This window comes from Pararobbsia alpina (genome assembly GCF_965118125.1).
GTDB classification, from domain to species: domain Bacteria; phylum Pseudomonadota; class Gammaproteobacteria; order Burkholderiales; family Burkholderiaceae; genus Pararobbsia; species Pararobbsia alpina_A.
The window spans coordinates 3,079,282-3,100,833 of the sequence record NZ_OZ221287.1 but is presented as its reverse complement, the minus strand read 5'-3'; the positions used below and the strand labels follow the sequence as shown (position 1 = coordinate 3,100,833).

The 21,552-nt window shown below is 65.0% G+C and carries 16 protein-coding genes; 5 read left to right on the top strand and 11 right to left on the bottom strand.

Translation table 11 applies throughout. From position 1 onward, the window contains the following. Positions 1 to 211: 211 nt before the first annotated feature. The 5 genes from ACMFWR_RS13420 to ACMFWR_RS13400 all read left to right on the top strand — a co-directional run bounded on the left by ACMFWR_RS13420 (position 212) and on the right by ACMFWR_RS13400 (position 8,465). The gene (locus tag ACMFWR_RS13420; RefSeq protein WP_413192140.1) at positions 212 to 4,285 is read left to right on the top strand and encodes a DUF748 domain-containing protein; all 4,074 of its coding nucleotides are present in this window, start codon (positions 212 to 214) and stop codon (positions 4,283 to 4,285) included. 464 nt (positions 4,286 to 4,749) lie between these two features. Further along, the gene (locus ACMFWR_RS13415; RefSeq protein ID WP_413192139.1) at positions 4,750 to 5,010 is read left to right on the top strand and encodes a phosphopantetheine-binding protein; all 261 of its coding nucleotides are present in this window, start codon (positions 4,750 to 4,752) and stop codon (positions 5,008 to 5,010) included. A 310-nt stretch (positions 5,011 to 5,320) separates the two neighbouring features. Further along, complete coding sequence (locus tag ACMFWR_RS13410) at positions 5,321 to 6,634, top strand: NAD(P)/FAD-dependent oxidoreductase (RefSeq protein ID WP_413194888.1); 1,314 nt, start codon at positions 5,321 to 5,323, stop codon at positions 6,632 to 6,634. Continuing rightward, positions 6,634 to 7,611 carry a Rid family hydrolase gene (locus tag ACMFWR_RS13405; RefSeq protein WP_413192138.1) on the top strand — a complete coding sequence of 326 codons (978 nt, stop codon included), beginning with the start codon at positions 6,634 to 6,636 and terminating at the stop codon, positions 7,609 to 7,611. Before ACMFWR_RS13410 ends, ACMFWR_RS13405 begins: the two co-directional genes overlap by 1 nt. 2 nt (positions 7,612 to 7,613) lie before the next feature. Continuing rightward, entirely contained in the window at positions 7,614 to 8,465 is an 852-nt protein-coding gene (locus tag ACMFWR_RS13400) for a glycosyltransferase family 2 protein (RefSeq protein WP_413192137.1), read from the top strand. Here ACMFWR_RS13400 and ACMFWR_RS13395 read toward each other — a convergent pair. The 11 genes from ACMFWR_RS13395 to ACMFWR_RS13345 all read right to left on the bottom strand — a co-directional run bounded on the left by ACMFWR_RS13395 (position 8,462) and on the right by ACMFWR_RS13345 (position 21,438). Next, positions 8,462 to 9,907, bottom strand: coding sequence for a cation:proton antiporter (locus ACMFWR_RS13395; RefSeq protein WP_413192136.1), 1,446 nt, complete (start codon positions 9,905 to 9,907; stop codon positions 8,462 to 8,464). The two genes, ACMFWR_RS13400 and ACMFWR_RS13395, sit on opposite strands and share 4 nt — an antisense overlap. A gap of 2 nt (positions 9,908 to 9,909) precedes the next feature. After that, positions 9,910 to 10,560 carry a 3-hydroxylacyl-ACP dehydratase gene (locus ACMFWR_RS13390; protein WP_413192135.1) on the bottom strand — a complete coding sequence of 217 codons (651 nt, stop codon included), beginning with the start codon at positions 10,558 to 10,560 and terminating at the stop codon, positions 9,910 to 9,912. Then, complete coding sequence (locus ACMFWR_RS13385; protein WP_413192134.1) at positions 10,554 to 11,372, bottom strand: beta-ketoacyl synthase chain length factor; 819 nt, start codon at positions 11,370 to 11,372, stop codon at positions 10,554 to 10,556. The genes ACMFWR_RS13390 and ACMFWR_RS13385 overlap by 7 nt, the downstream gene beginning before the upstream one ends. Further along, a complete protein-coding gene (locus tag ACMFWR_RS13380) occupies positions 11,369 to 12,625 on the bottom strand; it encodes a beta-ketoacyl-[acyl-carrier-protein] synthase family protein (RefSeq protein ID WP_413192133.1) in 1,257 nt (418 codons plus the stop codon). Before ACMFWR_RS13380 ends, ACMFWR_RS13385 begins: the two co-directional genes overlap by 4 nt. A gap of 10 nt (positions 12,626 to 12,635) precedes the next feature. Beyond that, positions 12,636 to 13,463, bottom strand: coding sequence for a polysaccharide deacetylase family protein (locus ACMFWR_RS13375; protein WP_413192132.1), 828 nt, complete (start codon positions 13,461 to 13,463; stop codon positions 12,636 to 12,638). Next, positions 13,463 to 15,943, bottom strand: a complete 2,481-nt coding sequence (locus ACMFWR_RS13370) for an MMPL family transporter (RefSeq protein WP_413192131.1) — start codon at positions 15,941 to 15,943, stop codon at positions 13,463 to 13,465. Before ACMFWR_RS13370 ends, ACMFWR_RS13375 begins: the two co-directional genes overlap by 1 nt. Then, the gene (locus ACMFWR_RS13365) at positions 15,940 to 16,650 is read right to left on the bottom strand and encodes a LolA family protein (protein WP_413192130.1); all 711 of its coding nucleotides are present in this window, start codon (positions 16,648 to 16,650) and stop codon (positions 15,940 to 15,942) included. The genes ACMFWR_RS13370 and ACMFWR_RS13365 overlap by 4 nt, the downstream gene beginning before the upstream one ends. A gap of 107 nt (positions 16,651 to 16,757) precedes the next feature. Next, positions 16,758 to 17,747 carry an acyl-CoA synthetase gene (locus ACMFWR_RS13360; RefSeq protein WP_413192129.1) on the bottom strand — a complete coding sequence of 330 codons (990 nt, stop codon included), beginning with the start codon at positions 17,745 to 17,747 and terminating at the stop codon, positions 16,758 to 16,760. 73 nt (positions 17,748 to 17,820) lie between these two features. Then, the gene (locus ACMFWR_RS13355) at positions 17,821 to 19,773 is read right to left on the bottom strand and encodes an AMP-binding protein (RefSeq protein ID WP_413192128.1); all 1,953 of its coding nucleotides are present in this window, start codon (positions 19,771 to 19,773) and stop codon (positions 17,821 to 17,823) included. Between the two features lie 7 nt (positions 19,774 to 19,780). Beyond that, positions 19,781 to 20,551 carry a hypothetical protein gene (locus tag ACMFWR_RS13350; RefSeq protein WP_413192127.1) on the bottom strand — a complete coding sequence of 257 codons (771 nt, stop codon included), beginning with the start codon at positions 20,549 to 20,551 and terminating at the stop codon, positions 19,781 to 19,783. Positions 20,552 to 21,060: 509 nt separating this feature from the next. After that, the gene (locus tag ACMFWR_RS13345) at positions 21,061 to 21,438 is read right to left on the bottom strand and encodes a hypothetical protein (RefSeq protein WP_413192126.1); all 378 of its coding nucleotides are present in this window, start codon (positions 21,436 to 21,438) and stop codon (positions 21,061 to 21,063) included. Positions 21,439 to 21,552 lie beyond the last annotated feature (114 nt).

The window sequence follows — 21,552 nt, the reverse complement described above, 5'->3', positions numbered from 1 at the left end:
GGTAAGTGCATCTTAGGTTTTATGAGGACGCAGAAAAACCCTTGACTGGTGAAGATACTTTTCACCGATATGCAACGATTCGAGCGAATTCGCAGAGGGTCGAAAGGTTTATCGAGTTACTGTCTGCTTCAAGTTTGTCGGTTACTGTGTCTTGCCCGATTGTTATACTCGTAGCGGATCATGAGATTCCGATCAGCCCACGAGCCCGCCCATGTCGACGTCGCACAAGCTGTCGCCCGCTGTAGTCAAACAGCGTCTGATCCAGGTCGGACGTGCACGCAGGACACACCACTGGCTGCTCGGAATTGTTATCGCGCTCGTGATCTTCGGGTTGCTCGGTTTCTTTGCAGCGCCCCCGTTGATCCGGCATATCGCCGAACAGAAACTCTCCGAAACACTCGATCGTCCTGTCACGATCGGTCGCGTTGCGCTCAATCCCTACACGCTGAATCTCGAGATCGATCAGGTTGCGGTCAACGAGCGCAACAATGCCGGCCCGTTTGCCGGATTCGACAAGCTTGTGGTCCATACGTCTTGGGGCTCGATATTCCGGTTTGCACCCGTTGTCGATGAAATCACGTTGCAATCGCCGCGCTTTCATCTCGTGCGCACTGCGCCGCAGCGCTTCAATTTCTCCGACATCGTCGACAAGTTTTCGCAGCCGTCACCCAAGCCCGCATCAAACGAACCACCTCGCTTCTCGATTTCAAATATCAAGCTGATCGATGGACGCATCGATTTCGACGACCAGGTGCTCAATACGAAGCACGTGATTGACGACTGGCAGATCGGTATTCCGTTTATTGCCACGTTGCATTCGAAGACCGATATTTTTGTGCAGCCTTTGCTCAAGATGCGCATCGACGGAAGTCCGCTCGAGATATCGGGAAAAACCAAACCCTTCAAGGACACGCGCGAGTCCAATATATCGGTGCAGTTCGACAAGCTTGATGTGCCGAAATTGTTGTCGTATTCGCCGGCGGCGTTGCCGGTGGTGGTCAGGAGCGGGGCGTTGTCGTCGAATCTCGATGTGCGCTTCCTCGTGACGGACGACAAGCCGAGCCTGATCGTATCGGGCACGGTCGACCTGGCCGGTCTGGATGTCACGGATCACAACGGCACCGCGCTGACGCAGGCCGATACGATTCACGTGGCGGCATCGTCGCTCGAACCGTTGCGCCGTGTCTTTCATTTCGACGAGATCCGCCTGAGCAAACCCGTCGTACATCTTTCACGCGATGCGCAGGGCAAGCTCAATGTGTTGACCTTGCCGCCGGCGCCCGCGTCGGCTTCAGCATCGGCTAACGCGTCGAACGCCACCCCGTCGACGCCGGCAAGTACCACAGCAGCAGTGCCGCCCGCGACCGCCTCTTCAAGTGCACCGGCCACGGCCGCGGCACCCGCTTCATCGGCGTCGGCGTCGGCATCGGCATCGGCATCGGCATCGGCCTCGGCAACCGAAGTGGCCGAGGCGGCGCCCCCCGCGCCGATCGACCTCGTCATCCAGAAGTTCGCGATCGATCACGCCGATATCGATGTCGTCGATCATCTGCCGACGTCCGCGCAGCCCGTCCATCTCGACATCAACGACCTCAACGTCGTGCTCGACCGTTTCTCCACCCTCGGAAAGGATCCCGCGCACTACACGGTTGCGAGCACCGACACGGGTGGAGGCGTCCTGAATGCCGACGGTGACCTCTGGCTCAGCCAGGGTCGCACGAGCGTGAACCTCGATATCAAGAACATCCCGCTGGCGCCGCGTCAGCCGTACTTGTCGCCGTTCGTCGCGGGTGTCGTGACGAAGGGCACACTCGACGTCAAGGGACCGATCGACGCGGACTGGTCGAAGGCGCCGTTCGCGATGCATATCGGCGCGATGTCCATCGGCCTCAACGACGTTGCGCTCGCCTACGAGCAATCGAAGCAGCAGGCGTTGTCGCTGGGTCATGCACTCGCGGAGATCGACCATGTCGATCTTGGCGATCGTGAAGCGGTCATCAAATCGGTCGAATTGCAGAACCTCGCCCTCAAGGGGCAGCGACTTCAGGACGGCTCGATCGACCTCGTCAAGCTGCAACGCGGCGGCGAGCACGGCCCTGACATGTCGCGCAGCCCGACGATCCAGGCGGCGGCCAAAGCCGTCAAGGGCGAGCCGACGGCGGTGGCCTGGCACTATCAGATCCACTCGCTGTCGCTCAAGCAATCGAGCGTCGACTTCACCGATCGCACCGCATCGAAGCCCGTGTCGGTATCGATCAATCCGCTCGACGTCACGATCGAAGACGTCACGGACGACCTGACCAAGCCGCTCAAGGTCAAGACAGCCGGGACGCTGAACAAGACCGGCACGTTCGATGCCGATGGCCGCGTGACGGTCAAGCCGCTCGACCTGGCGTTGCACGTCGACGCAAAGCGCCTCGATATCGCCACCGTCGAGCCGTACTTCGGCCAGTTCCTCAACGTGACCGTGGCGAGCGCGCGCCTCAATGCAAGCGGCGATGCGACGCTCTCGGGCAGTGGTCCGTCAATGAAGACGGGCTACAAAGGCGAGGTGTCGATGACGGAAGTCCGCATGCTCGACAAGGTCACGTCCGATCCGTTTGCGGGCTGGAGCACGCTGTCGTTGTCGAAGCTTGTCGTGAGCAAGGATGAGAAGAACACCAGCGTGTCGGCCGGGCTGGTGACGTTCGCGGGCTTCTACGGCAGCGTCGTGCTCGACAAACAGGGCAAGCTCAATCTCAAGGACATCGTGGCGAAGCCGGGGGCACCGGCGCAGTCGATGTCGACGCAGGCCAACGAAGCTGCGTCCGAGACGGCTCAGACGTCGGCGCCGGTCAAGTCGCATCACGAAACGTCGAAGGCCATCGCGGCCAGCGGGGCCGCGTCGGCCACAGCCGCTACAACTGCCACGGCCGCGGCAGCGCCCATCGCCCCGACCCGCAATGGCGCACCGGCGCTCGGTGCGACTCAGGGGGCGGCAGGGCAGGCCGCAGTCGTGCCGGCTTCCGAGGCTGCGGCCGTCGCAGGCACGGCGGCCAGCGCGCCGGCTGCAGCGAGCGGCGTGCCCGTGCAGGCTGCGAACATGACGCAACCCGGCCTCGATCTGCGATTCGGCCAGCTCGTGCTGCGTAATGGCCGCGCGGTCTATACCGACAACTTCGTGCAACCGAACTACACGGCGCGTCTGGTCGATATCAACGGCACCGTAGGCGCGTTCGGCACGCACTCGACGACGGCCGCACCGGTCGATATCAAGGCCAACCTGTCGGCCAACGGCCCGGTGACGATCAAGGGTTCGATCAACCCGCTGACCCGGATCCCGGCGCTCGACCTGACGGCCGCCGCCCACGATGTCGAACTCACGAATCTCACGCCGTACTCGACCAAGTACGCGGGCTATCCGATCACGAAGGGCAAGCTCAACGTCGACTTGCACTACGTGCTCGACAATGACCATCTGAGCGCCGACAACCACCTCTTTATCGACCAGCTTACGTTTGGCGATCACGTCGACAACGATACGGCGACCAAGTTGCCGGTCAAGCTCGCGATCGCGCTGCTCACGAATTCGCGCGGTGAGATCGACGTCAACATCCCGGTGTCGGGGTCGCTGTCGAACCCGCAGTTCAGCATCGGCGGCCTGATCTGGCAGGCCGTGCTGAACCTGCTCGAAAAAGCCGTGACGGCGCCGTTCTCGCTGATTGCCAATATGTTTGGCGGCCATTCCGAGGAGCTGGGCTACGTCGAATTCAAGCCCGGTTCGGCCGCGCTGTCGGACGACCAGAAGAAGAAACTCGATACCGTGGCGAAGGTGCTCAACGACAAGACGAGCATCAAGCTCGATCTGATCGGGCGTGTCGATCCGGCGGTCGACGAGCCCGCATTGCGCGAGGCGCAGGTCGATCAGCAGATCAAGGCGCAGAAGATCAAGGATACGGTCGGCAAAGGCGAGAGCATCGACACGGACTCGATCACGATCGGCGCGGACGAATACGACAAATACCTGACGCGCGCTTACAAGGCTGCCGACTTCAAGAAGGAGACCAATCTGGTGGGCTTCACGAAGTCGATTCCCGACGACCAGATGAAGCAGCTGATGCTCGATCACACGAAGGTCGACAGCGAGCAACTGCGTGAACTCGCGCAGCATCGTGCGGCGGCGGTGCTCCAGTACTTCGAGGGCAAGACGGATCTGCAGCGCGTCTATATCGTCGCGCCCAAACTCGATTCGAACGGCATCAAGGACAAGGGGCCGTCGACGCGGGTCGATTTCAACCTTAAGTAGCGCGCCGGGGGCAAAGCAGAGCGCAGGGTGCGAAGCCCTGACGCCCTGACGCCTCGACGCGAGGTCGTCGCACTCGGTCCTTCGTCTGATGAATCAATCACGGGCCGGGCCGCAGGTCGGGCCACACCGAGCCGCGTGCATCGCCCGGTCAGCGTCCTGACACGCCTCGCGACATATGCCCCGATGCAACGTCCTGAAGCGCTGGGCCGGCAGCCTGTGCGTCCTTGCACGCGTCGCTGCGTTTCTCGCTTGCGCGTGCGTTACGCGTGTATCACCGACATGGCCCAAACGCGCGTCGGCGCGGCCTGAGGACGCGCGCGGGGCGCGCGTGGCGGCCGGGCACATCGATTGCTCAAGTGCAGACAGTTTTACCGAACGTATCCAAATGCATCTGCGATTGCTCGACAAGTCCTCGTCCGTATAATCCGGACCAGCATTCACCGCTACTGATAACGACAACCACCATGACGGAACTCGAAACAGAACTCGCCACGCTGATCATCGGCGAGCTCAACCTGCAGGATGTGGCGCTCGCCGACGTGAATGCCGACACGCCATTGTATGGAGACGGATTCGGGCTCGATTCGATCGATATTCTGGAAATCGCGCTGATTATCTCGAAGCGCTATGGATTCGAACTGCGCTCGGACAATCCCGACAACAAGGTGATTTTCAGTTCGCTGGGCAAGCTTGCTGCGTACGTGGAGAAGCACCGGACGAAGTAAGTCTGCAGCCACATACAGCGGATGCCGGCCCGAGAATCGTCTGCACGGTCGGCGACAGGCCGGCCAGCGTGCCGGCGATCGAGAACAACGCGCGGCGCGCGGGCTTGAGGCACCCCCGACACGGTGCCGGAGATCGTAGCGGCGCCCAACGCAGAGGTGATGGATGAACGATGAAGCGCGGGTCACAGCCGCCGGGATGGGTTCGGGGCCAGGCAGCGACGCCGATGCGGGCGACGCGGGCCGGATGGACCCGGCAAGCCGGTCCGACTCGAAGGACTCGACGGGCCTGAGCGGCGCTGAGGCATCTCGCATGCAGTGCGACGTGCTCGTGCTCGGCGGCGGGCCTGGCGGCTCGACAGCGGCCATTCGCCTCGCGCAGATGGGCCATCGCGTGATCGTCGTCGACAAGGCTCGCCATCCGCGTTTCCACATCGGCGAATCGCTGCTGCCCGCCAACCTGCCGTTGTTCGACAGGCTCGGCGTGGGCGACGCCATTCGCGCGATCGGCATGGACAAACGCGGTGCAGAGTTTGTGTCGCCGTGGCATGACCACAAGCAGACGTTCTATTTTTCGGATGCCTGGGACAAGTCGATGCCCGCCGCGTACCAGGTACGCCGCGCGGATTTCGACGAGATCCTGTTCAAGCGCGCGAGTGAAGTCGGGGCGACCGCGATCGACGGATGCCGCATCACGGATGTCCGGTTTCTCGACAACGAACAAGGCGTCGTCGCCAAGGCGGTTCGCAGCGATGCGGCGGGCGATCAGGCCTTCGAGATCGACGCCCGCTTTATGATCGATGCATCGGGCCGCGACACGTTTCTCGCCAATCGCTTCAAGGCGAAAGTGCGCAACGAACGGCACAACAGCTCGGCGCTCTACGGACACTTCACGAACGCGAAGCTCAACCCCGGGACGGACGCCGGCAACATCACGGTGTTCTGGTTCGATCACGGGTGGTTCTGGTTCATTCCGCTTGCGGATGGCACGACGAGTGTCGGCGCTGTCGTCTGGCCGTATTACCTGCAGTCGCGCAAGAAGCCGCTGCGTGAGTTCTTTCTCGACACGATCGCCTTGTGTCCTCCGCTGGCCGAGCGGCTGTCGGACGCGACGCTGGCTTCGGGACCCGAGGCCACCGGCAACTTTTCGTACACCAGCAATCACGTGCGTGGCCCGAACTACGTCATGGTCGGCGACGCCTTTACGTTCGTCGATCCTGTATTTTCGTCGGGGGTCATGCTGGCCATGAACGGCGCCTTCGCGGCCGCCGAAGCAGTCGATGTGTGGTTGCGAGCACCCGCTCAGGCTGCGCAGGCGATGCAGCGATTCGAGCAGATCATGTCGCGTGGCCCGCGCGAGTTTTCGTGGTTCATCTATCGGGTGACCAACCCGACGATGCGCGAAATGTTCATGGCGCCACGGAATATGCTGCGTATCAAGGAAGCGCTGCTGTCGGTGCTGGCCGGTGATATTTTCGGATCGACGCCCATCTGGCGATCGATCTTCGCATTCAAGGTCATCTACTACGTTTTGTCGGCGGTGCATCCACGCAGAACATGGCTTGCAGTACGGCGCCGTCGCAGCAATATCCGCCAGGTCGCGGAACCTATGGGCAGGGGTGTTTGATGGAGGCAGTACAGGCAGTTCGCGCACCATGGCTCGCGCGCGGCGTGCTCGATGAGGTCGCTATCGGATTGCCGGCGCGTGTCGGCGCGGCGATCGAGGGCACGCACGGATGCGTGCGCTTTGTGCGCGGCGAAGAAGCGTTGTTCGGCACGATCGAGCTCGACGAACCGCCCTTGCCCGGAGTCGGGGAGCAGGCGATCGCGGCGCGACCGTTGCCGATTGAAATTGCGACGTCCGAAGCCTACGAAGGCTTGTTCGGTTGCATGGCGGCAGAGGGCTACCCGTATCTCGCGCGCGTCTGGAATTTCATTCCCGACATCATTGGCGAGCAAGGCGGGCATGAGCGCTATCGGCTGTTCAACAGCGCACGCCAGGCTGCCTTTGCGGCGGCGGGGCGTACGGTAACGGGTGACGTGCCTGCCGCGACAGGCATCGGCCTCGATGCGCGCCGCGTGCAGATTCACTTCATCGCGACGCGCGTGCGTCCGATGCCGATCGAGAACCCGCGCCAGGTCAGCGCGTTCCACTATCCGACGCAGTACGGTCCGAAGAGCCCGACGTTTGCGCGGGCTGTCGTCGTGCCGTTTTCGTCGGGTCCCGTGCTGCTGGTGTCCGGCACGGCGAGCATCGTCGGGCACGAAACCGTGCACCGCGGTGACGTGGTCGCGCAAGCCCGCGAGACCTTTGCCAATCTTCGTGCATTGATCGACGAAGCTAATCGACGTGTAGGCGGGAGCTCACCTGGGAGCACACCCGGGCACACATCCGCAAAGAGCGCACCGTTTTCGCTCGCCGGGCTCTCCTTGCGTGTCTATATTCGAAAGGCACCGGACTTTGCGGCGGTCCGCGAAGTCGTCGATGCCCATCATGAGGCGGACAACGCGTCGCGGCTGTATGTGCGCGGCGATATCTGCAGGCCCGACCTGCTGGTCGAAATCGAGGCGAGCGGACACGGTCAGACCGTTGCCGCCCGATAGCGATGAACAATCTGGCTGATCCGTTTGTGGTGCCGTCCGCCGAGTCCGCCGTCGAGGCGACGGGACTGGATGCGCGAACGACCCGGTCCACGACGCACCTGGTGCTGATTCCGAGCTACAACCCCGGGCCGAAGGTGTTCGACACGGTGCGCGAGGCGCGTCGTCAGTGGAACCCGGTGTGGGTCGTCGTCGATGGCAGCACCGACGGCACGGCCGAGGAACTCGAGGCGCTGGCGTGCCGCGACAGCGGCTTGCGTGTCATCGTGCTGCCGCGCAACGGCGGCAAGGGCACGGCTGTGCTGCATGGCATTGAACAGGCCGCGGCAGCGGGCTATACGCATGTGCTGACGATGGATTCGGATGGTCAGCATCCGTCGGTGCTGATTCCGGAATTCATGCGAGCGTCGGGACACGATGTCGGCGCCATGGTGCTGGGCCGCCCGGTGTTCGATCGCAGCGCGCCGTTCGAGCGCGTGCTGTTTCGCCGGCTGTCGAACTTCTTCACGAACCTCGAAACGCTATGGGCCGGGATCGGCGATTCGCTCTATGGTTTCCGGGTCTATCCGATCGAACCCCTGCGCCAGGTGATGCGGCAAAGCCGGTGGATGCGGCGCTTTGACTTCGATCCGGAAGTGGCCGTGCGGCTCTGCTGGAGCGGGGTGCGGCCCATCAGCGTGCCGGCGCCGGTCCGATACTTCCGGGCCGACGAGGGCGGCGTATCGCATTTCAACTATCTGCGCGACAACTGGCTGTTGTTGCGCATGCACCTCCGGCTCGTCGCGGGCTTCGTCTACCGCTTGCCGCACTTGCTTGGGCGCCGCCAGCGCCGCCGCGCGCCTTCGACGCTGCTTTAGTTTGTCCGAAGCGCCTTGGCTGACCGCCGTGCGGCCTTCGCGAGAGACCTGCGGATCATCGGCACCGGAATGACCGTGCTGACAATGGCCATGATCACGAGCATCGTGAAGACGTTCTGCGAGATCACGCCGAGGTCATAGCCCACATTGATCACGATCAGCTCCATCAGTGCGCGCGTGTTCATGAGCACGCCGAGGATATGAGACTCGCCCGTATCGAATCCGCATGCGCGCGCAGCGAGCCACGCGCCGCCATATTTGCCGATCGTCGCGAGCGCGACCGTCAACGCGCACCAGCCCCATAGTCCGAGCGAATCAAGACCGCCGATATTCGTGCGTAACCCGGTGTACGTGAAAAAGATCGGCAGAAAGAACACTAGTACAAAGCGACCGACGGATTCGCGCCATGCGCGCACAAAAGCGTGTTCGTCGTGCAGCAGCACGCCCATCAGAAACCCGCCGAAAATCGCGAAGATGCCGAGCTGATAGGTGGCCATGGCCGAGATGAACGTCGCGGCGAGCACCACGCCCATCAACGTCGGATCGATCTGCTGGGTGCGCTCGAGCGAGTCGCGATAGCGGCCGACAAAGCGTTTGATCAGCGGGCGCACGAACAGGAAGCTCAACACCGCGAAAGCGATCACACACACCACGCGCAGCGCAAAGCTCTTCCATTCGAATGCCGACGAGACGAGCGCCGTAACGAGTGCCAGCAGCAACCAGCCGACGACATCGTTGATCGCCGCCGCGCTGATGGCGATCACGCCCAATGGGTGGCGCGTCATGTCGAGCTCGATCAGGATGCGGCCGAGTATCGGCAACGCAGTGATCGACAAGGCGACGGCAACGAACAGCGCCGCGGCGAATGGCGGCGCCGATGGCGACAGGATCGGCGCGCTGTAGTAACCGAGGCCGAGACCCAGCACGAACGGTGCCACGATACAGGCAATGGCCACGCCAAGGGTGGCGCGCCGGTTGCGGGCCGTTGTCAGATGGCCGAAGTCGAACTCGAGACCGATCTGGAACATCAGGAAGATCAGGCCGATTTGCGACAGCATCTGCATCGGACCCGGCGGCGCGCTGCGAAAGACAAAGTCGAAAGCATGCGGCGCGAGCGCACCGAATAGCGAAGGACCGAGCAAGAGGCCGACGATGATTTCGCCGACCGCAGCAGACTGACCGACGCGCCGCGCGACAAGACTTCCGACGCGGCCCGCCAGAACGATGATCGTCAACTGTAACAACACCAGGAACAGAATCGCTTCGGTCTGGTGCACGCCGGATTGCGCTGCGTGCGGGGCCGCGACATGGAGGGTCTGCGCTGCCTGCACGGTCTGAACAGTCTGGGCGCTTTGAGCAACCTGGACCAGCTGTGTTGCCTGAGTGCCTGGGACGGTCGAGGTACCCTGGGTGACGACCGCCGCCGATGCCGTGACGAGCATATTCAATCCTCCTTTCGGAGAGGGAGTGACCCGGCATCGGGTGGTGCAAGGCCGAGCGAATCATCGGCATCGAGCATCACGGTCGCGCGACCTTCGGCGACGAGCGTGTCGCCGGCACCGACCTTGAATGCGTACAGGATGTTGCGGGCATCGCCCGACAGGCGCGTGGCCTCGCAGTCCAACGCATCCACGAGCGTGTCGAGGCGGTCGACGCCGAAGCGCACGCCACGAATCGCCGTCAGGAAGCCGACCGTGGGCGGGCTGTCGCGTCCGGCGATAGCCGCGCCGTGCGCAGCCATCGCCTGTGCGGCATATTCGATCGCGACAACGGCAGACAGCCGGTCGCGGTGCCGCAGCGGGTGGTCGGGACGACGATGACTCGTCGCGACGCACACGATGTGATTCGCGTCGTAGTCGACGACATGATCCAGCAGACACATCGTGCCCTGATGCGGGATATGGCGCGCGATCCAGGTGTGATCGAAGACAGGGCAGGACTTCGCGGTCTGCGCCGGTGATTCGGGCGGCGCATGCCTCGACGTGCCTGCGGGCAGGGAGACGATGGCAGACTCCTTGGCAGAGGTCGACGCCGGGTCCGGCGTCGTCGCCGTATGCGCGACGACCTTGGGCGTGTCGGAGGGCGGCTTCAGCATGCGCTCACCGTCATATGCAGCGTGCTGCCGGGCAGGTACTCGACGACGCATGCGTGGTGCGACGTATCACCGCCGTGGTTGGGTGCGAGCGCCGCGAGAGCCGCGAGTAAGGGCAGGCAGCGCGCGGAGGGCACCGAGGCGCGCAGGTTTTCGAGGTCTGCGTCCGACAGCGTGTCGTGCGGCGCATCGGTCAGCTCGACGTCGAGCCGCGCAAGCGCACGTCCGGACGGCTCGGGCGACAGGATCAACGCGACGCCAAACGCCGCGGGAATCGGGCGCACGGCGCGCAGGGGCTCCGGGTAATCCGATTCGTAGGCGACGAGCATGACTGGCACGCCGTCACACAGGTTTTGCGATAACGCGTCGAGCAGACCCGCGCCAAAGCTCGCGTCGTGAGCACACAGCACGTTCGAGCTCGCCATATCGCGCGTGGCGATGCTCCAGTAGCCCGAAGGGGCGTTGTGGACCGAGTTGTGAAACCGGGTAGGCGAAATCTTCTTGTCGTCGCTCGCGAGCGTTTCGCAGATCGCGTGGTAGTTCGGGCCGTCGCCTCCTGACGAGCTGAACACGGTCGGCAGCGTCGCGAAATCGTCGCGGTCGCGCGTCGCCTGCTCGGCAGCGGCGAAAGCGATCCGGACCACCGGCACGGCGCGGCGGCGTTCGGCCGACGGCAGACGCTCAGGAGCGGGCAACTCGGTCGGCGCGTGCGCATACGGCGTGTCGCCGCGCAGCACGGCAGCCGTGGCGGGCCAGTCGGCGAGGCCGGGGCCGCGCACCCCGATCGCTTCGATATAGGCGCTGAGTATCGTCATAGCGCCCCCTGGTCGCGTGCGCGCAGCAGATCCGAGACGCCGGCGACATTGGCGAAGATCAGGCTGCAGTTCGTGCCGCCAAAGCCGAATGAGTTCGTGAGCACATAGCGCATGTCGGCGGTGCGGTTCTCGAGCAGATAGTTCACGTTGAGCGCGGGGTCGACGCTCGACGAATTGACGCCGGCCGGCATTTCGCGCTCACGCAGGGCCAGCATCGAAATGACAGCTTCGAGCGCACCCGCCGCACCCAGCGTGTGGCCCGTCGCGCCCTTGGTCGAGCTGCAGGGCGTGTGGCCGAACACGGTGGACACAGCCAGGGCCTCGGCGGTGTCGTTGCTGGGCGTCGCCGTGCCGTGCAGGTTGATGTAGTCGATGTCCGACGGTTCGAGCTCGGCGGTCGCGAGCGCATTGCGCATGGCGATCTGTGCGCCGAGGCCTTCGGGGTGGGGCGTCGACATATGGTGCGCATCGCTCGATTCGCCATAGCCGACGAGCGCGATCGCATCATCGTCGGGCCGCCCCGACCAGCGTTCAAGCAAGGCGAATGCAGCGGCTTCGCCGATCGAGATGCCGTTGCGCTCGGGATCGTAGGGACGGCACGGACGAGGCGACAGCAATTCGAGCGAATTGAAGCCGTAAATCGTGGTCTGGCACAACGAGTCGACGCCACCGACGATCGCCGCATCGATCAACCCTGCGGCAATCATGCGTGCCGCCGACGCAAACACTTTGGCGCTCGACGAACACGCCGAGGAAATGGCGGTGCTCGGGCCGCGTGCGCCGGTCAGCGCGCGGACGAAGTCGACGACGGAATACGGGCTGTGCGTCGCGCGATAGTCGAAGCCCGGCGGCAACGCGCCCGAGTCGGGCAATCGATGCCGATAGGCGAGCTCGGTTTCGAGCACGCCGCCGGTGCTGGTGCCGAGGATCACGCCGACGCGGTGTGCGCCGTGCCGAGCGACGGCCTCGCGCGCGGCGTCGAGAAACCCGTCTTCGACGATGCCCATCTGGGCGAGGCGATTGTTGCGGCAGTCGAACGGCGCCAGTGCGCCGTCGATACGCATCGCTTCGACGCCCGCAACCGGCCCCAGCCACGTATCGAGGTCGGACTCGGCAAAACCGTCTCGTACGAGACCGCCGCGACGCTCGTGGAGCGCGCTGCGCAGTGCGTCGTTGCCGGCGCCGGCACAGCATGTCGCCGTCATGCGCGACACGCGCAGCGGCAGTTGGGCGGGGCGGACAATACCGCTCATGAAGGAACCCTCATAGCAAGTCGCGAAGCAGAACAGGTGTCAGGGCATGGGCGGCGATGCCGTCGAGCACGCGCGGCAGCGCATCGAGCACGACGGGACGGCCCTCGCGGGCGCCGGCCGCGCCGCCGTCGTGAAGCAGCAGGATGTCGCGCCCGGCCAGCCCCGTGAGGAGGCTTTTTGTCACGCGTGCGGGATCGGAGACGCGCGTGTCGAAACCGCGCCGGGTCCAGCTGACCAGCTGGAGGTTCAGCTGCTGCAGGACCGGGTCGAGAAACGGATTGCGCAGGCCGGCCGGCGCACGAAAGCACCGGGGTTCGAAGCCTGTCGTGTCGGCGATGATGCGCTGACCCTCGACAATTTCGCGCCGCATCGCGCGCGGGCCCGACACCGAAAACGTATGCACGTGACGAAACGAGTGGTTTTCGAGCGCATGTCCGCGCTGCACGATCTCGCGCGCGAGTGCCGGATGCCGGGCGACGCGTGTGCCGATCACGAAGAACGTGGCTTTCACGCGCGCGGCCTCGAGCTGGTCGAGCACACGGGGCGTGACCTCGGGGTCGGGGCCGTCGTCGAAACTCAGCGCGACCGCATGCTGTGCAGCGGGGACATCCGGCAGTCGCATCCAGTTGCTGCCCATCCATTGCGAGCGCGGCCACAGACCGCTGAAGGCCAGCACGGCGTGATTCGCGGCCACAGCGCCGAGCGTCCACGGCCACAGCTGCGGCTCGACGGCGGTCAATGCACCGGCCCCGACATGAAGGCCGGCGGAGCCTTGAATGAAGGCGGGCCAGCGGATGCGGCGCGTGGCCGTGCGGGTCGAGCTCGGTGCGACTGGCATCAGGAGAGCGGGGCCTTTTGGGCCGGTTCCAGTGAGTCTTGGACAATGTCGGCGGGTCGGCGCGAACGCGGCGACAGCAGTGCCGCCAACCAGAGCGCAAGGATCGCGCCCGGGCCGACCGTTTCGCCGAAGGCCTTGAGCAACGGCACCGAAGATAGCGCGAGCACGCCGAATCCGGCAACCGTTGTCAGGTTGGCCACCGCCAGTGACGCGAAGGTGACGGCCTCGGGGAGATCGTGGTCGGTATTGCGCGCGAAGAACAGCGCGTAGTTCGAGCCGACCGCGACGATCAGCAGCAGCCCGATGACATGCAGCAGGGTCAGCGAGACGCCGGCGATGCCGAGCCCCGCCACCACAGCGACCACCGCGCCCGCAAGCGGCCCGAGCACGCGCGCGAGGCCGCTCAGCGAGCGCAGCGTGAGCGCGAGCAGCGCGACGATCACGATCAGGCCGGCAAGGGCGAGCCGCAGCGCCTCGCGCATATACCGGTCGTACATTGCGTCGCTGGCGCTCTTGAGGTCGACGAAGGTCACGCGGCCCGGGCCATCGTTGACACTCGCCAGCGCGGCGCGCACGGCATTCGCGTCGATATCGGCGCCCGCCTTGGGCGCGCGCAGCGGCAGCATGGCATGACAGCGGCCCGGCGAGCAGTCGATCATCGCGTTGATGCCGAGCGCAAGCGAGGTGCCGCGCAGCCAGCCGGCCGTCAGCACGGGTTGCGAGCGCGCACTGTCGACGTCGGCAATAAACGGCTCGAGCGCTTTCGCATCGAACGGCGTGCCTTGCACGGCCTGGGCGAGCCGGGCGCGCAGGTCGGCCGCGGCCGGCAGTGATTCCTGACGCCGGCGCTGAGTGGCTTCGCTCGGCAAGTAGCGCGCGGGCGATTCATATCCGCCGATCGCGTGCGTGGCGACCAGGCGATCGAGCACGGGCGCGGCGAGTTCCGCGCCCTGCAGCGTGGCGTCGAACGTCGGCGCCCCGATCACGACCATATAGCGCGCATCGGGCGCGCCGATCTGGGCGCGCAGCGCCTGATCGCGCGCGATGGCGGCGGGCGGCACGGGGCTCAGCGCATTGAGTTCGTCGTTGATCCAGGCATGCGGGTGGACGATGACCGCGACGACGACCCATACAACGATCAGGCCCGCCGCGACGAGCCGGTAGCGGCGGGCACCCTCGGCGAACCGCGAGAGCCGCGCGCCGATGCCGCTCAGGTCGCGCACGCTGAGTGTCAGCGGGGTGAGGACCGGCAACACCCAGCGGGTGACCGCAGCCGCGACGACCAGGCCCGCGATCGAGTAGACACCCAGTTGCGCGAGTCCCGGGAAGCTCGAGAATGTCAGCGCCGAAAAGCCGCAGATCGACGTCAGCATGCCGAGGCGCACGGTCGGCCACGCGCGCGCAACCCAGCGCCGCAGACGCGCATCGCGTGCCGCGCGCAGCGCGTTGCGATCGCCGGGCGCGGGGAGCATGGGCCTGCGCGAGCGGTCACTGGACTGGATGAACAGGTAGATCGAATAATCGACCGCCTCGCCGATCAGCGTTGTGCCGAAGCCCAGTGTGATGCCATGCACGCTGCCGAACGTCAGGCTGACGGCAGCGATGCCGGCCAGCGCGCCGCTGAGCACGGGCAACAGGCTCAGGCCGAGCACGGCGGCCGAGCGATAGGCGAACAGCAGGATCGTGATGATCAGCACGGCGCTGACGATCGACAGGCGCGTGACCTCGCTCTTGATCGTCGCCCGGCTGTCGACCGCGAACTTCGGCGAGCCGGTGATTTCGATGGCGAGCGGCGTGTGCAATGCGTCGAAGCGCGCGCGAATCGTGTCAATGGCGCGCTCCTGTGCATCGGTGTCCGACCCGCTCGCACTGGTGGTGATCAGCAGCATCGCGTGCTGGCCGTCCTTCGACGACCATGCGCCATATTGAACGGGCGGATGGCCACCCGGGTCGAGTTCGTCGGCGACGTGCATCGTCTCGCCGGTCGGGTCGTGATCGACCAGCGGTTTCAGAGAGAGCCCGGCCGGGGACGCGAGCAGATCGAGCGTGTCGTCGAGCGCGCTGCGCAACCCTTCGACGGTGAAGCGATCGGGCGTGACGTCCGGGCTCAGCAAATAGCGATAGCGGAACAGCAGTGCGCCGTCGCGGTCGCGCTGTTCGGGATCGAGCGCGCCATTGACGACCGATTCGAATTCCGTGTCCGGGCGCAGCGATCGTGCGAGCGCGATCGAGGCCTGCGCACGCTGTTCCGGCGAGCCACCCGACACGCTGACGAGCAAAGTGCGCGAGAGCACGCCGTTCTTGAGCTGGTCGACGAGAATGCGTTGCTCGTTGTTCGGATTGCGCGGCAGGAACGCGGACAGGTCCGTCGTAAACGTCGTTCGTGTGACGATCAGCAGACACGCAGCCAGCAACAGAGCCCAGAGCGTCACCGCCACCTGGCCAGGGCGGCCGGGCAGGCGCGGCGCGGGCGTGTTCATGTCTGGCTGGGCTCGATGGTCATGACCGAACGGTCACCGCCGGTCTGAAATGTTTCGATGGTCCGGATCTGTGCATGGCCGGAAGCGTCCACGCCGCCGCTGACGACGATATGGTCGATGTTTTTCGCGAGCGACGCGTCGGCCGGCGTCAGCGTCAGATGCCATGCGTCGGTCGTGCCATCGAGCGTGAGCTTGTACGAGCGCTCGAGGCTTGCGCGGTCACCGGTCAGCGTGCCGCGGATGCTGTCGACGAGCGTACCGATCTCCGGGTATTGGGACAGCGAAACGACGCGCTGACGCCCGTCACGCGACATCGTCACCGTGTCGCCGTCGACGACCAGCGACTGTGGACGCGGCTTGAGTGTCTGCTGCTCGAAATGATCGGGCGCACGAAAGGCAAGCGTGCCCGACGATTCCACCGGGCCCTTGAGATTCGACAAGTACTTGAGTTCGGTGAAGCGCGCTTCGCCGGACTTGCGCTGCGCGAAGGCATGCATGAGCGCATCGAGCGTGAGGGCGCCGTGGCTGTCGCCGTGGCTGTCATTCGCAGCGGCGCCTGCGGGGCCCGATCCGGTCGCCGATGCACCCTGCGCGGCAGGCATCGCTGACGAGGACGACATGGCCGGCAAGGAGGGTGTAGCGGCGCCGGCATCCGCAGCGTGTGACGGATGAGCGAGCAGAAGGGCAAGTGCCGTGCTCGTCAGCATGACGCCCCATCGCACCGCATCGATTGAGCGAGAGGCAGGGGAGCGAGAGGCAAGTGAGCGAGAGGCAAGGGCAACCCTTGCGTTCGCTTTAGGCGACGCATCGCGCATCAGAGGTTCTCGCAAAATAAATCGTTATCAGACTTTTCCGACCAGAACGGGAAGAAGTTGAACCAATTGTACGGCGCGCGGCGGCAATGTTTTTCGAGCAACGCGACGTACTGACGCATGGCGGTATCGACCATCGCCGCGCGGCCGCCTTCGGCCTCGACGGAGAAGTCAGCCAGTTGCTCGAAGTAGACATCGTAGACATTGTCGCCCGAGTAGGTGGCCGTCATGAAAATGACAGGTCGCCGCATGAGGGCCGCAAGCCGGAACGGGCCGACCGGGAAGGGTGCGGGCGCGCCCAGGAAGGGCAGCTCGACCGTGGTTTCGTCAGCGGGTGTGCGATCGGCGAGCAGCCCGACCATCTGGCCTTCATCGAGGCGCTGGCCGGCGACGAGCATCGAATCGACGTGTCCCATCGGAATGATGTCGAGCATCGCATTCGGGTTGATCGCCGCAATCGTCGCGTTGATCTTGGCCGCGTTCTCTTCGTACATGAGCATCGAGGCGCGCATGCCCGCGAACTGCCGGCCGACCGACGACAGCACTTCAAAGCTGCCGAGATGCGCGCCGATCAGAAACGCCCCGCGCTTCTGATCGAGCAACTCGCGCATCAGTTCGCCGCCATGCACGCGGATATCGAACAGATCGAAGCGGTCGCTGACGAGAAAGATCCGGTCATGAATGGTCGTCGCAAACGTGAACACCTGGCGAAAGCCGTCGAGCGGCGAGGCCTTGTGTCCAAGCACCCGGCGCAGATAGTCGAGCGACGCGCGACGGGCCGAAGGTGCGAACAACATGAAATACGCGGTGATCGGATACAACACCGCACGCGACAGCTTGCGGCCGATCGCGAACGACAGGCGCGTCATCGCGCGAAGCGCCCATATGTTGCTGCGTTCGGGGTTGCGCGTCCATTGTGCGGAGCGCTTGCGCGCGCCCGCCTCGGTCTGCGTCGTCGTCGAATCGGGATGGGTTGAAGGAGGTGAACTCATGGCCTCAACATACCCCGCCCTTCCGGGGCCGGGTGTAACAAGTTCTTGCCGAATGTAGGAATCTGCACAGGCTTCATGATGCAACCGTGCCGCGTGCGACGACCCGGTCCGCCGCCCGAATCGTGAACTCGATGGCACCCGATGCCGTGGTCCGTTGCTCGAGCGTCAGCGTTTCGCCGGGGACGACCGGGCTCAGAAATTTTGCCGACGCGAGTTCGCGCGCGCTGAGCGGCACACCTGTCGCATCGCCGATTGCACTGAGCGCGGCGTCGAGCAGCACGACGCCAGGCAACACGGGGCGACCCGGAAAATGTCCTGCGTAGGCCGGATGACTCGCATCGATCGGCAGGACGATACGAGCACCGGCTTCCGCGTCGGCCGCCCGCTCGGATTCGGAGGACGACCCGGTCGGCTGCGTTCCCGCACCTTGCGCGGACGCGACAGTGCCTGACGCAAGAGCAGGAATATCCGTACCTGAACCGGGATCGTCCGATCCGTCGTGCGCCGCTGCGTGCACTACTGCACCGGCAGCCGCAGCTGGCGGGCGATGCGCTCGCACATGCTGGTCATAGAGCGACTTGAGCGTCGCGCGCACGAGCTTGCCGGTGTCGTTGCGCGGCAAGGCATCCACGAGCACCAATGGCCGGGGCAGGAACGCCGGTTCGATGCGTTCGCGCAGGGCGGCCATCAGGGACGATGCACTGAGGCCGGGCGCCACGGCGAACGCCGCGAGCCGCGTCACGATGCCGGGCTGTTCGTCGTCGGGCATATAGAACCCGGCGTCAACTACGCCGGCGATCGACGCGATCTGATGGTTGAGATAACCGATCGAGGTCCGCTTGCCGGCGATATTCACCATGTCGGCCGTGCGCCCCGTCAGCGCAAAGCGCTGTACGTGGCCCGTGGCGTCGGGTACGCCGCGCGGTTCGAGCAGATCGCCGAGCGGCGTCGCCGTCTCGATATGACCTTCGGATGCCCATGCCTGCCCGTTCTGCCATTCGAGGCGGATGCCCGGCATCAGCAGCCAGCTGTCATCGACCGCGGTGCGTCGCGTGGCGATCTGTCCGGTTTCGGTGCTGCCGTAGATTTCCTTGAGCGGTCCCGTGAATCGCTGCTCGGCCTGGGTGGCGAGATCGGTCGACAGCGGAGCGGTGGCCGACAGCACAAGATCCAGATGCGGCAACGTCGTCTGCGCGTCGATGCCGATCAGCAGCGAGCGCAGATGCACGGGCGTCGTGACCAGCACGCGCGGTTCCGGAGCGGAGGCGATCGCCTCGACGATATCGGCCGGATAGAACGGACGTCCGGTGTCGAACGCTTCGCCGCCCAGCAGCGCGAGCAGAATCGTCGATTCGAAGCCGAACATATGCTGCGGAGGCACCGTGCCGATCAAGGTGTGCGTACGCGAGGTGTCGAGTTCGAGCGCCGCCTTGGCCACGAGTACGCAGTGAACCAGATGCCCCCAGCGCTTGGCGTGGGGCACCGGGACGCCGGTGGAACCCGATGTGAAGACGTACGCGACGACGCGATCGACATGTATCTGCGGCACGTCGAAGTCTGTGCCTGCATCGGATACAGATCGTGTCTCCGACTCCGATCCGGAAGGCGAGGCCGCCTTCGGTTCCGGGCCGGAGCCGGCGACACCTGTCGTACCCGCCATCCCCGATGTACCCGCCGCTTCCCATGGCAACGCGATGGGGTAGCGAACCGTGCGCAGGGGAATGCCGTCGTTGTCGCCGTCGGCGACGCAGAACGTATCGGGCGCGAAATCCTTGAGGCGCTCGACTGCTTCGGGCGTATAGGTCGATGGCAGCAACGTGATGCGGTGATCGAGCATCGCCGCCGCAAGCGTGACCGCGAAAGCGTACCGGTCGCTGCACGCGTTGAGCACATGCACGCCTGGAGGCAGCGCGGCGGCGACAGCGCGAACGTCAGCGATGAACCGGGACGCATGAATCGGTTCGCCGCGATGGCGCGCCACGATGGCGTCGGCGCGGGTGTGCGAGATCAGCGGGAGATGATTCATGTCAGGCTCACGATGAACGGATACGTGACGCGATGCGCGCGCTTGCCGGCTGAGTCGCGGCGGGGTTTGCGCGAAGCCGCCCGTGGGCGCCCGGGCGCACCGGTTCTTCCACGTGCGCGGCGGGGCGGTACATGGTCGCGATCGCACGAAACATATCGATCGCCGCGGTGCGTTCGTGCGCCGGAATCATCAGGCAGCGCACCGCATATTCGACCGCGAAGACGCCCGCGGTCAGCGGAGCAGCCGCCCACCAGACAAAATGCAGCCAGGTCTCGAAGGGCTCGGCGGCATAGACCAGCATCGACGTCGCGGCGATGGTCAGGAACACGCCCGTCCACGCGATCGTGACCTGACGCGTGTAGCGGCTGACCCGGCGCGACAGTTGACCGTGCACACGGCGCGCGACCTGCGTGCAGAACGGCACGACACCCGGGCGGAGCGTGCGGCCGAACCAGTGTGCGAAGGTCAGGTTGGCGACGATATGGTCGGTCAGGTAGGCGAGGCGGATCATGCGCAGCGAATGGTCGGCGTGACCGAGCCAGACGGCACAGACGGCGGCAGACACCACGCCGGCGCTCAACACGACCCGCCAGAGCCCATGGAGTCCACGTGCGGCGATCAGCAGAAACACAACGGGCGGCGCGACGGCGATCACCATCGGCCAGATGCGTGCCGTCGAATCGCCGTGGAGTCCTGCGGGCGCAAGCGGGCCGCGAATCAGGGAATACAGCGCGCAACCGGCCAGTACGAGCGCAAGCGCGATCAGGGGCCGGGACATCCGAAACGAATGCCCGGGCTTCGCGGAGCGGCTCTCCGGTGCGCGACGCTTTCTTGGGGCGTTCACGTTCAAATTGGGGCACCGAAAATCAGCGACCGGGCGGCGCATCGGGCGCAGCGCCGGCGGTCATTCTTGGGGAGCGGCTTTGTTATGCCGGCTCGGCTTGCGTACCGTGATGCGAGCAGAAAATCGATGAGTTCGCTATCCGTTCTCGGACAGCGGCTCGCAAAAGGGGCGGCGCAAGCCAGCGCGCATCTTACAAGCCGGCCAACAGGGCCGGCAAGGCTGATGATTGCCGATCCGGAAACGCTGCGACGCTCCCGGCGCAGCGCCCGGCCCGGCTGACCGGCCTCAGGACTAGGCTGGAGGGAGCAATCGGTGTGCCCGGGACGGGTTTAAGGGCGCAAACATGGGCGGGTTGACCGTGAGCCCGAGGCGGCGCCGGCGTACCCGACCCCGACCCATGCGTTTCAAGTCTTCCGATGTGGCCCTTTTTCGTTGATGCGCCCCTATTGCGCGTCCGGTGTTTCGTTCAGCCCGGCATCCCGAAGGCGCGCGTCACAGTCGTTCATGACGTCGATGGCGATCGCCGACTGGTAATCCGGGTCGAGCGCTTGCATTAATTCGTGGGAGATAAACAGGCCCGCCTCGCGGGAGACCGATTCGGCGAGTTCGCGCGCGAAAGCATCGCTGAGTTCGGCGAACTGGCGTTTTTCGCGCACCGTCAGCGCCACGCGCGTGCGTGTCAGCCAGAGACTGGTGAGCTGAACCGCCTGGGCATCGGTCATCCAGGTGGCGTATTCGTAGTAGGCGGACAGGCGCTCGGCCGTCAGCGCGAACAGCAGGCGCGTGCGTGGAAGATGTTCGTCGGGAGGCAGGTGCGGCATCGGACGGCGGGACAGATCTCGAGTTAAGCGGGCGTTGAAACGCAACGGGTGTGAAGCAGCGGGACCGGCCGCGCTGACGAAACACGTCTCAGAAGCGAGCTTTAGAAGCGAGCC

Bases quoted from the DNA above. Each gene is read 5' to 3' on its own strand.
- ACMFWR_RS13420 (WP_413192140.1), top strand. From the start codon at position 212: ATGTCGACGTCGCACAAGCTGTCGCCCGCTGTAGTCAAACAGCGTCTG.
- ACMFWR_RS13415 (WP_413192139.1), top strand. From the start codon at position 4,750: ATGACGGAACTCGAAACAGAACTCGCCACGCTGATCATCGGCGAGCTC.
- ACMFWR_RS13410 (WP_413194888.1), top strand. From the start codon at position 5,321: ATGCAGTGCGACGTGCTCGTGCTCGGCGGCGGGCCTGGCGGCTCGACA.
- ACMFWR_RS13405 (WP_413192138.1), top strand. From the start codon at position 6,634: ATGGAGGCAGTACAGGCAGTTCGCGCACCATGGCTCGCGCGCGGCGTG.
- ACMFWR_RS13400 (WP_413192137.1), top strand. From the start codon at position 7,614: ATGAACAATCTGGCTGATCCGTTTGTGGTGCCGTCCGCCGAGTCCGCC.
- ACMFWR_RS13395 (WP_413192136.1), bottom strand. From the start codon at position 9,907: ATGCTCGTCACGGCATCGGCGGCGGTCGTCACCCAGGGTACCTCGACC.
- ACMFWR_RS13390 (WP_413192135.1), bottom strand. From the start codon at position 10,560: ATGCTGAAGCCGCCCTCCGACACGCCCAAGGTCGTCGCGCATACGGCG.
- ACMFWR_RS13385 (WP_413192134.1), bottom strand. From the start codon at position 11,372: ATGACGATACTCAGCGCCTATATCGAAGCGATCGGGGTGCGCGGCCCC.
- ACMFWR_RS13380 (WP_413192133.1), bottom strand. From the start codon at position 12,625: ATGAGCGGTATTGTCCGCCCCGCCCAACTGCCGCTGCGCGTGTCGCGC.
- ACMFWR_RS13375 (WP_413192132.1), bottom strand. From the start codon at position 13,463: ATGCCAGTCGCACCGAGCTCGACCCGCACGGCCACGCGCCGCATCCGC.
- ACMFWR_RS13370 (WP_413192131.1), bottom strand. From the start codon at position 15,943: ATGAACACGCCCGCGCCGCGCCTGCCCGGCCGCCCTGGCCAGGTGGCG.
- ACMFWR_RS13365 (WP_413192130.1), bottom strand. From the start codon at position 16,650: ATGCTGACGAGCACGGCACTTGCCCTTCTGCTCGCTCATCCGTCACAC.
- ACMFWR_RS13360 (WP_413192129.1), bottom strand. From the start codon at position 17,747: ATGAGTTCACCTCCTTCAACCCATCCCGATTCGACGACGACGCAGACC.
- ACMFWR_RS13355 (WP_413192128.1), bottom strand. From the start codon at position 19,773: ATGAATCATCTCCCGCTGATCTCGCACACCCGCGCCGACGCCATCGTG.
- ACMFWR_RS13350 (WP_413192127.1), bottom strand. From the start codon at position 20,551: ATGTCCCGGCCCCTGATCGCGCTTGCGCTCGTACTGGCCGGTTGCGCG.
- ACMFWR_RS13345 (WP_413192126.1), bottom strand. From the start codon at position 21,438: ATGCCGCACCTGCCTCCCGACGAACATCTTCCACGCACGCGCCTGCTG.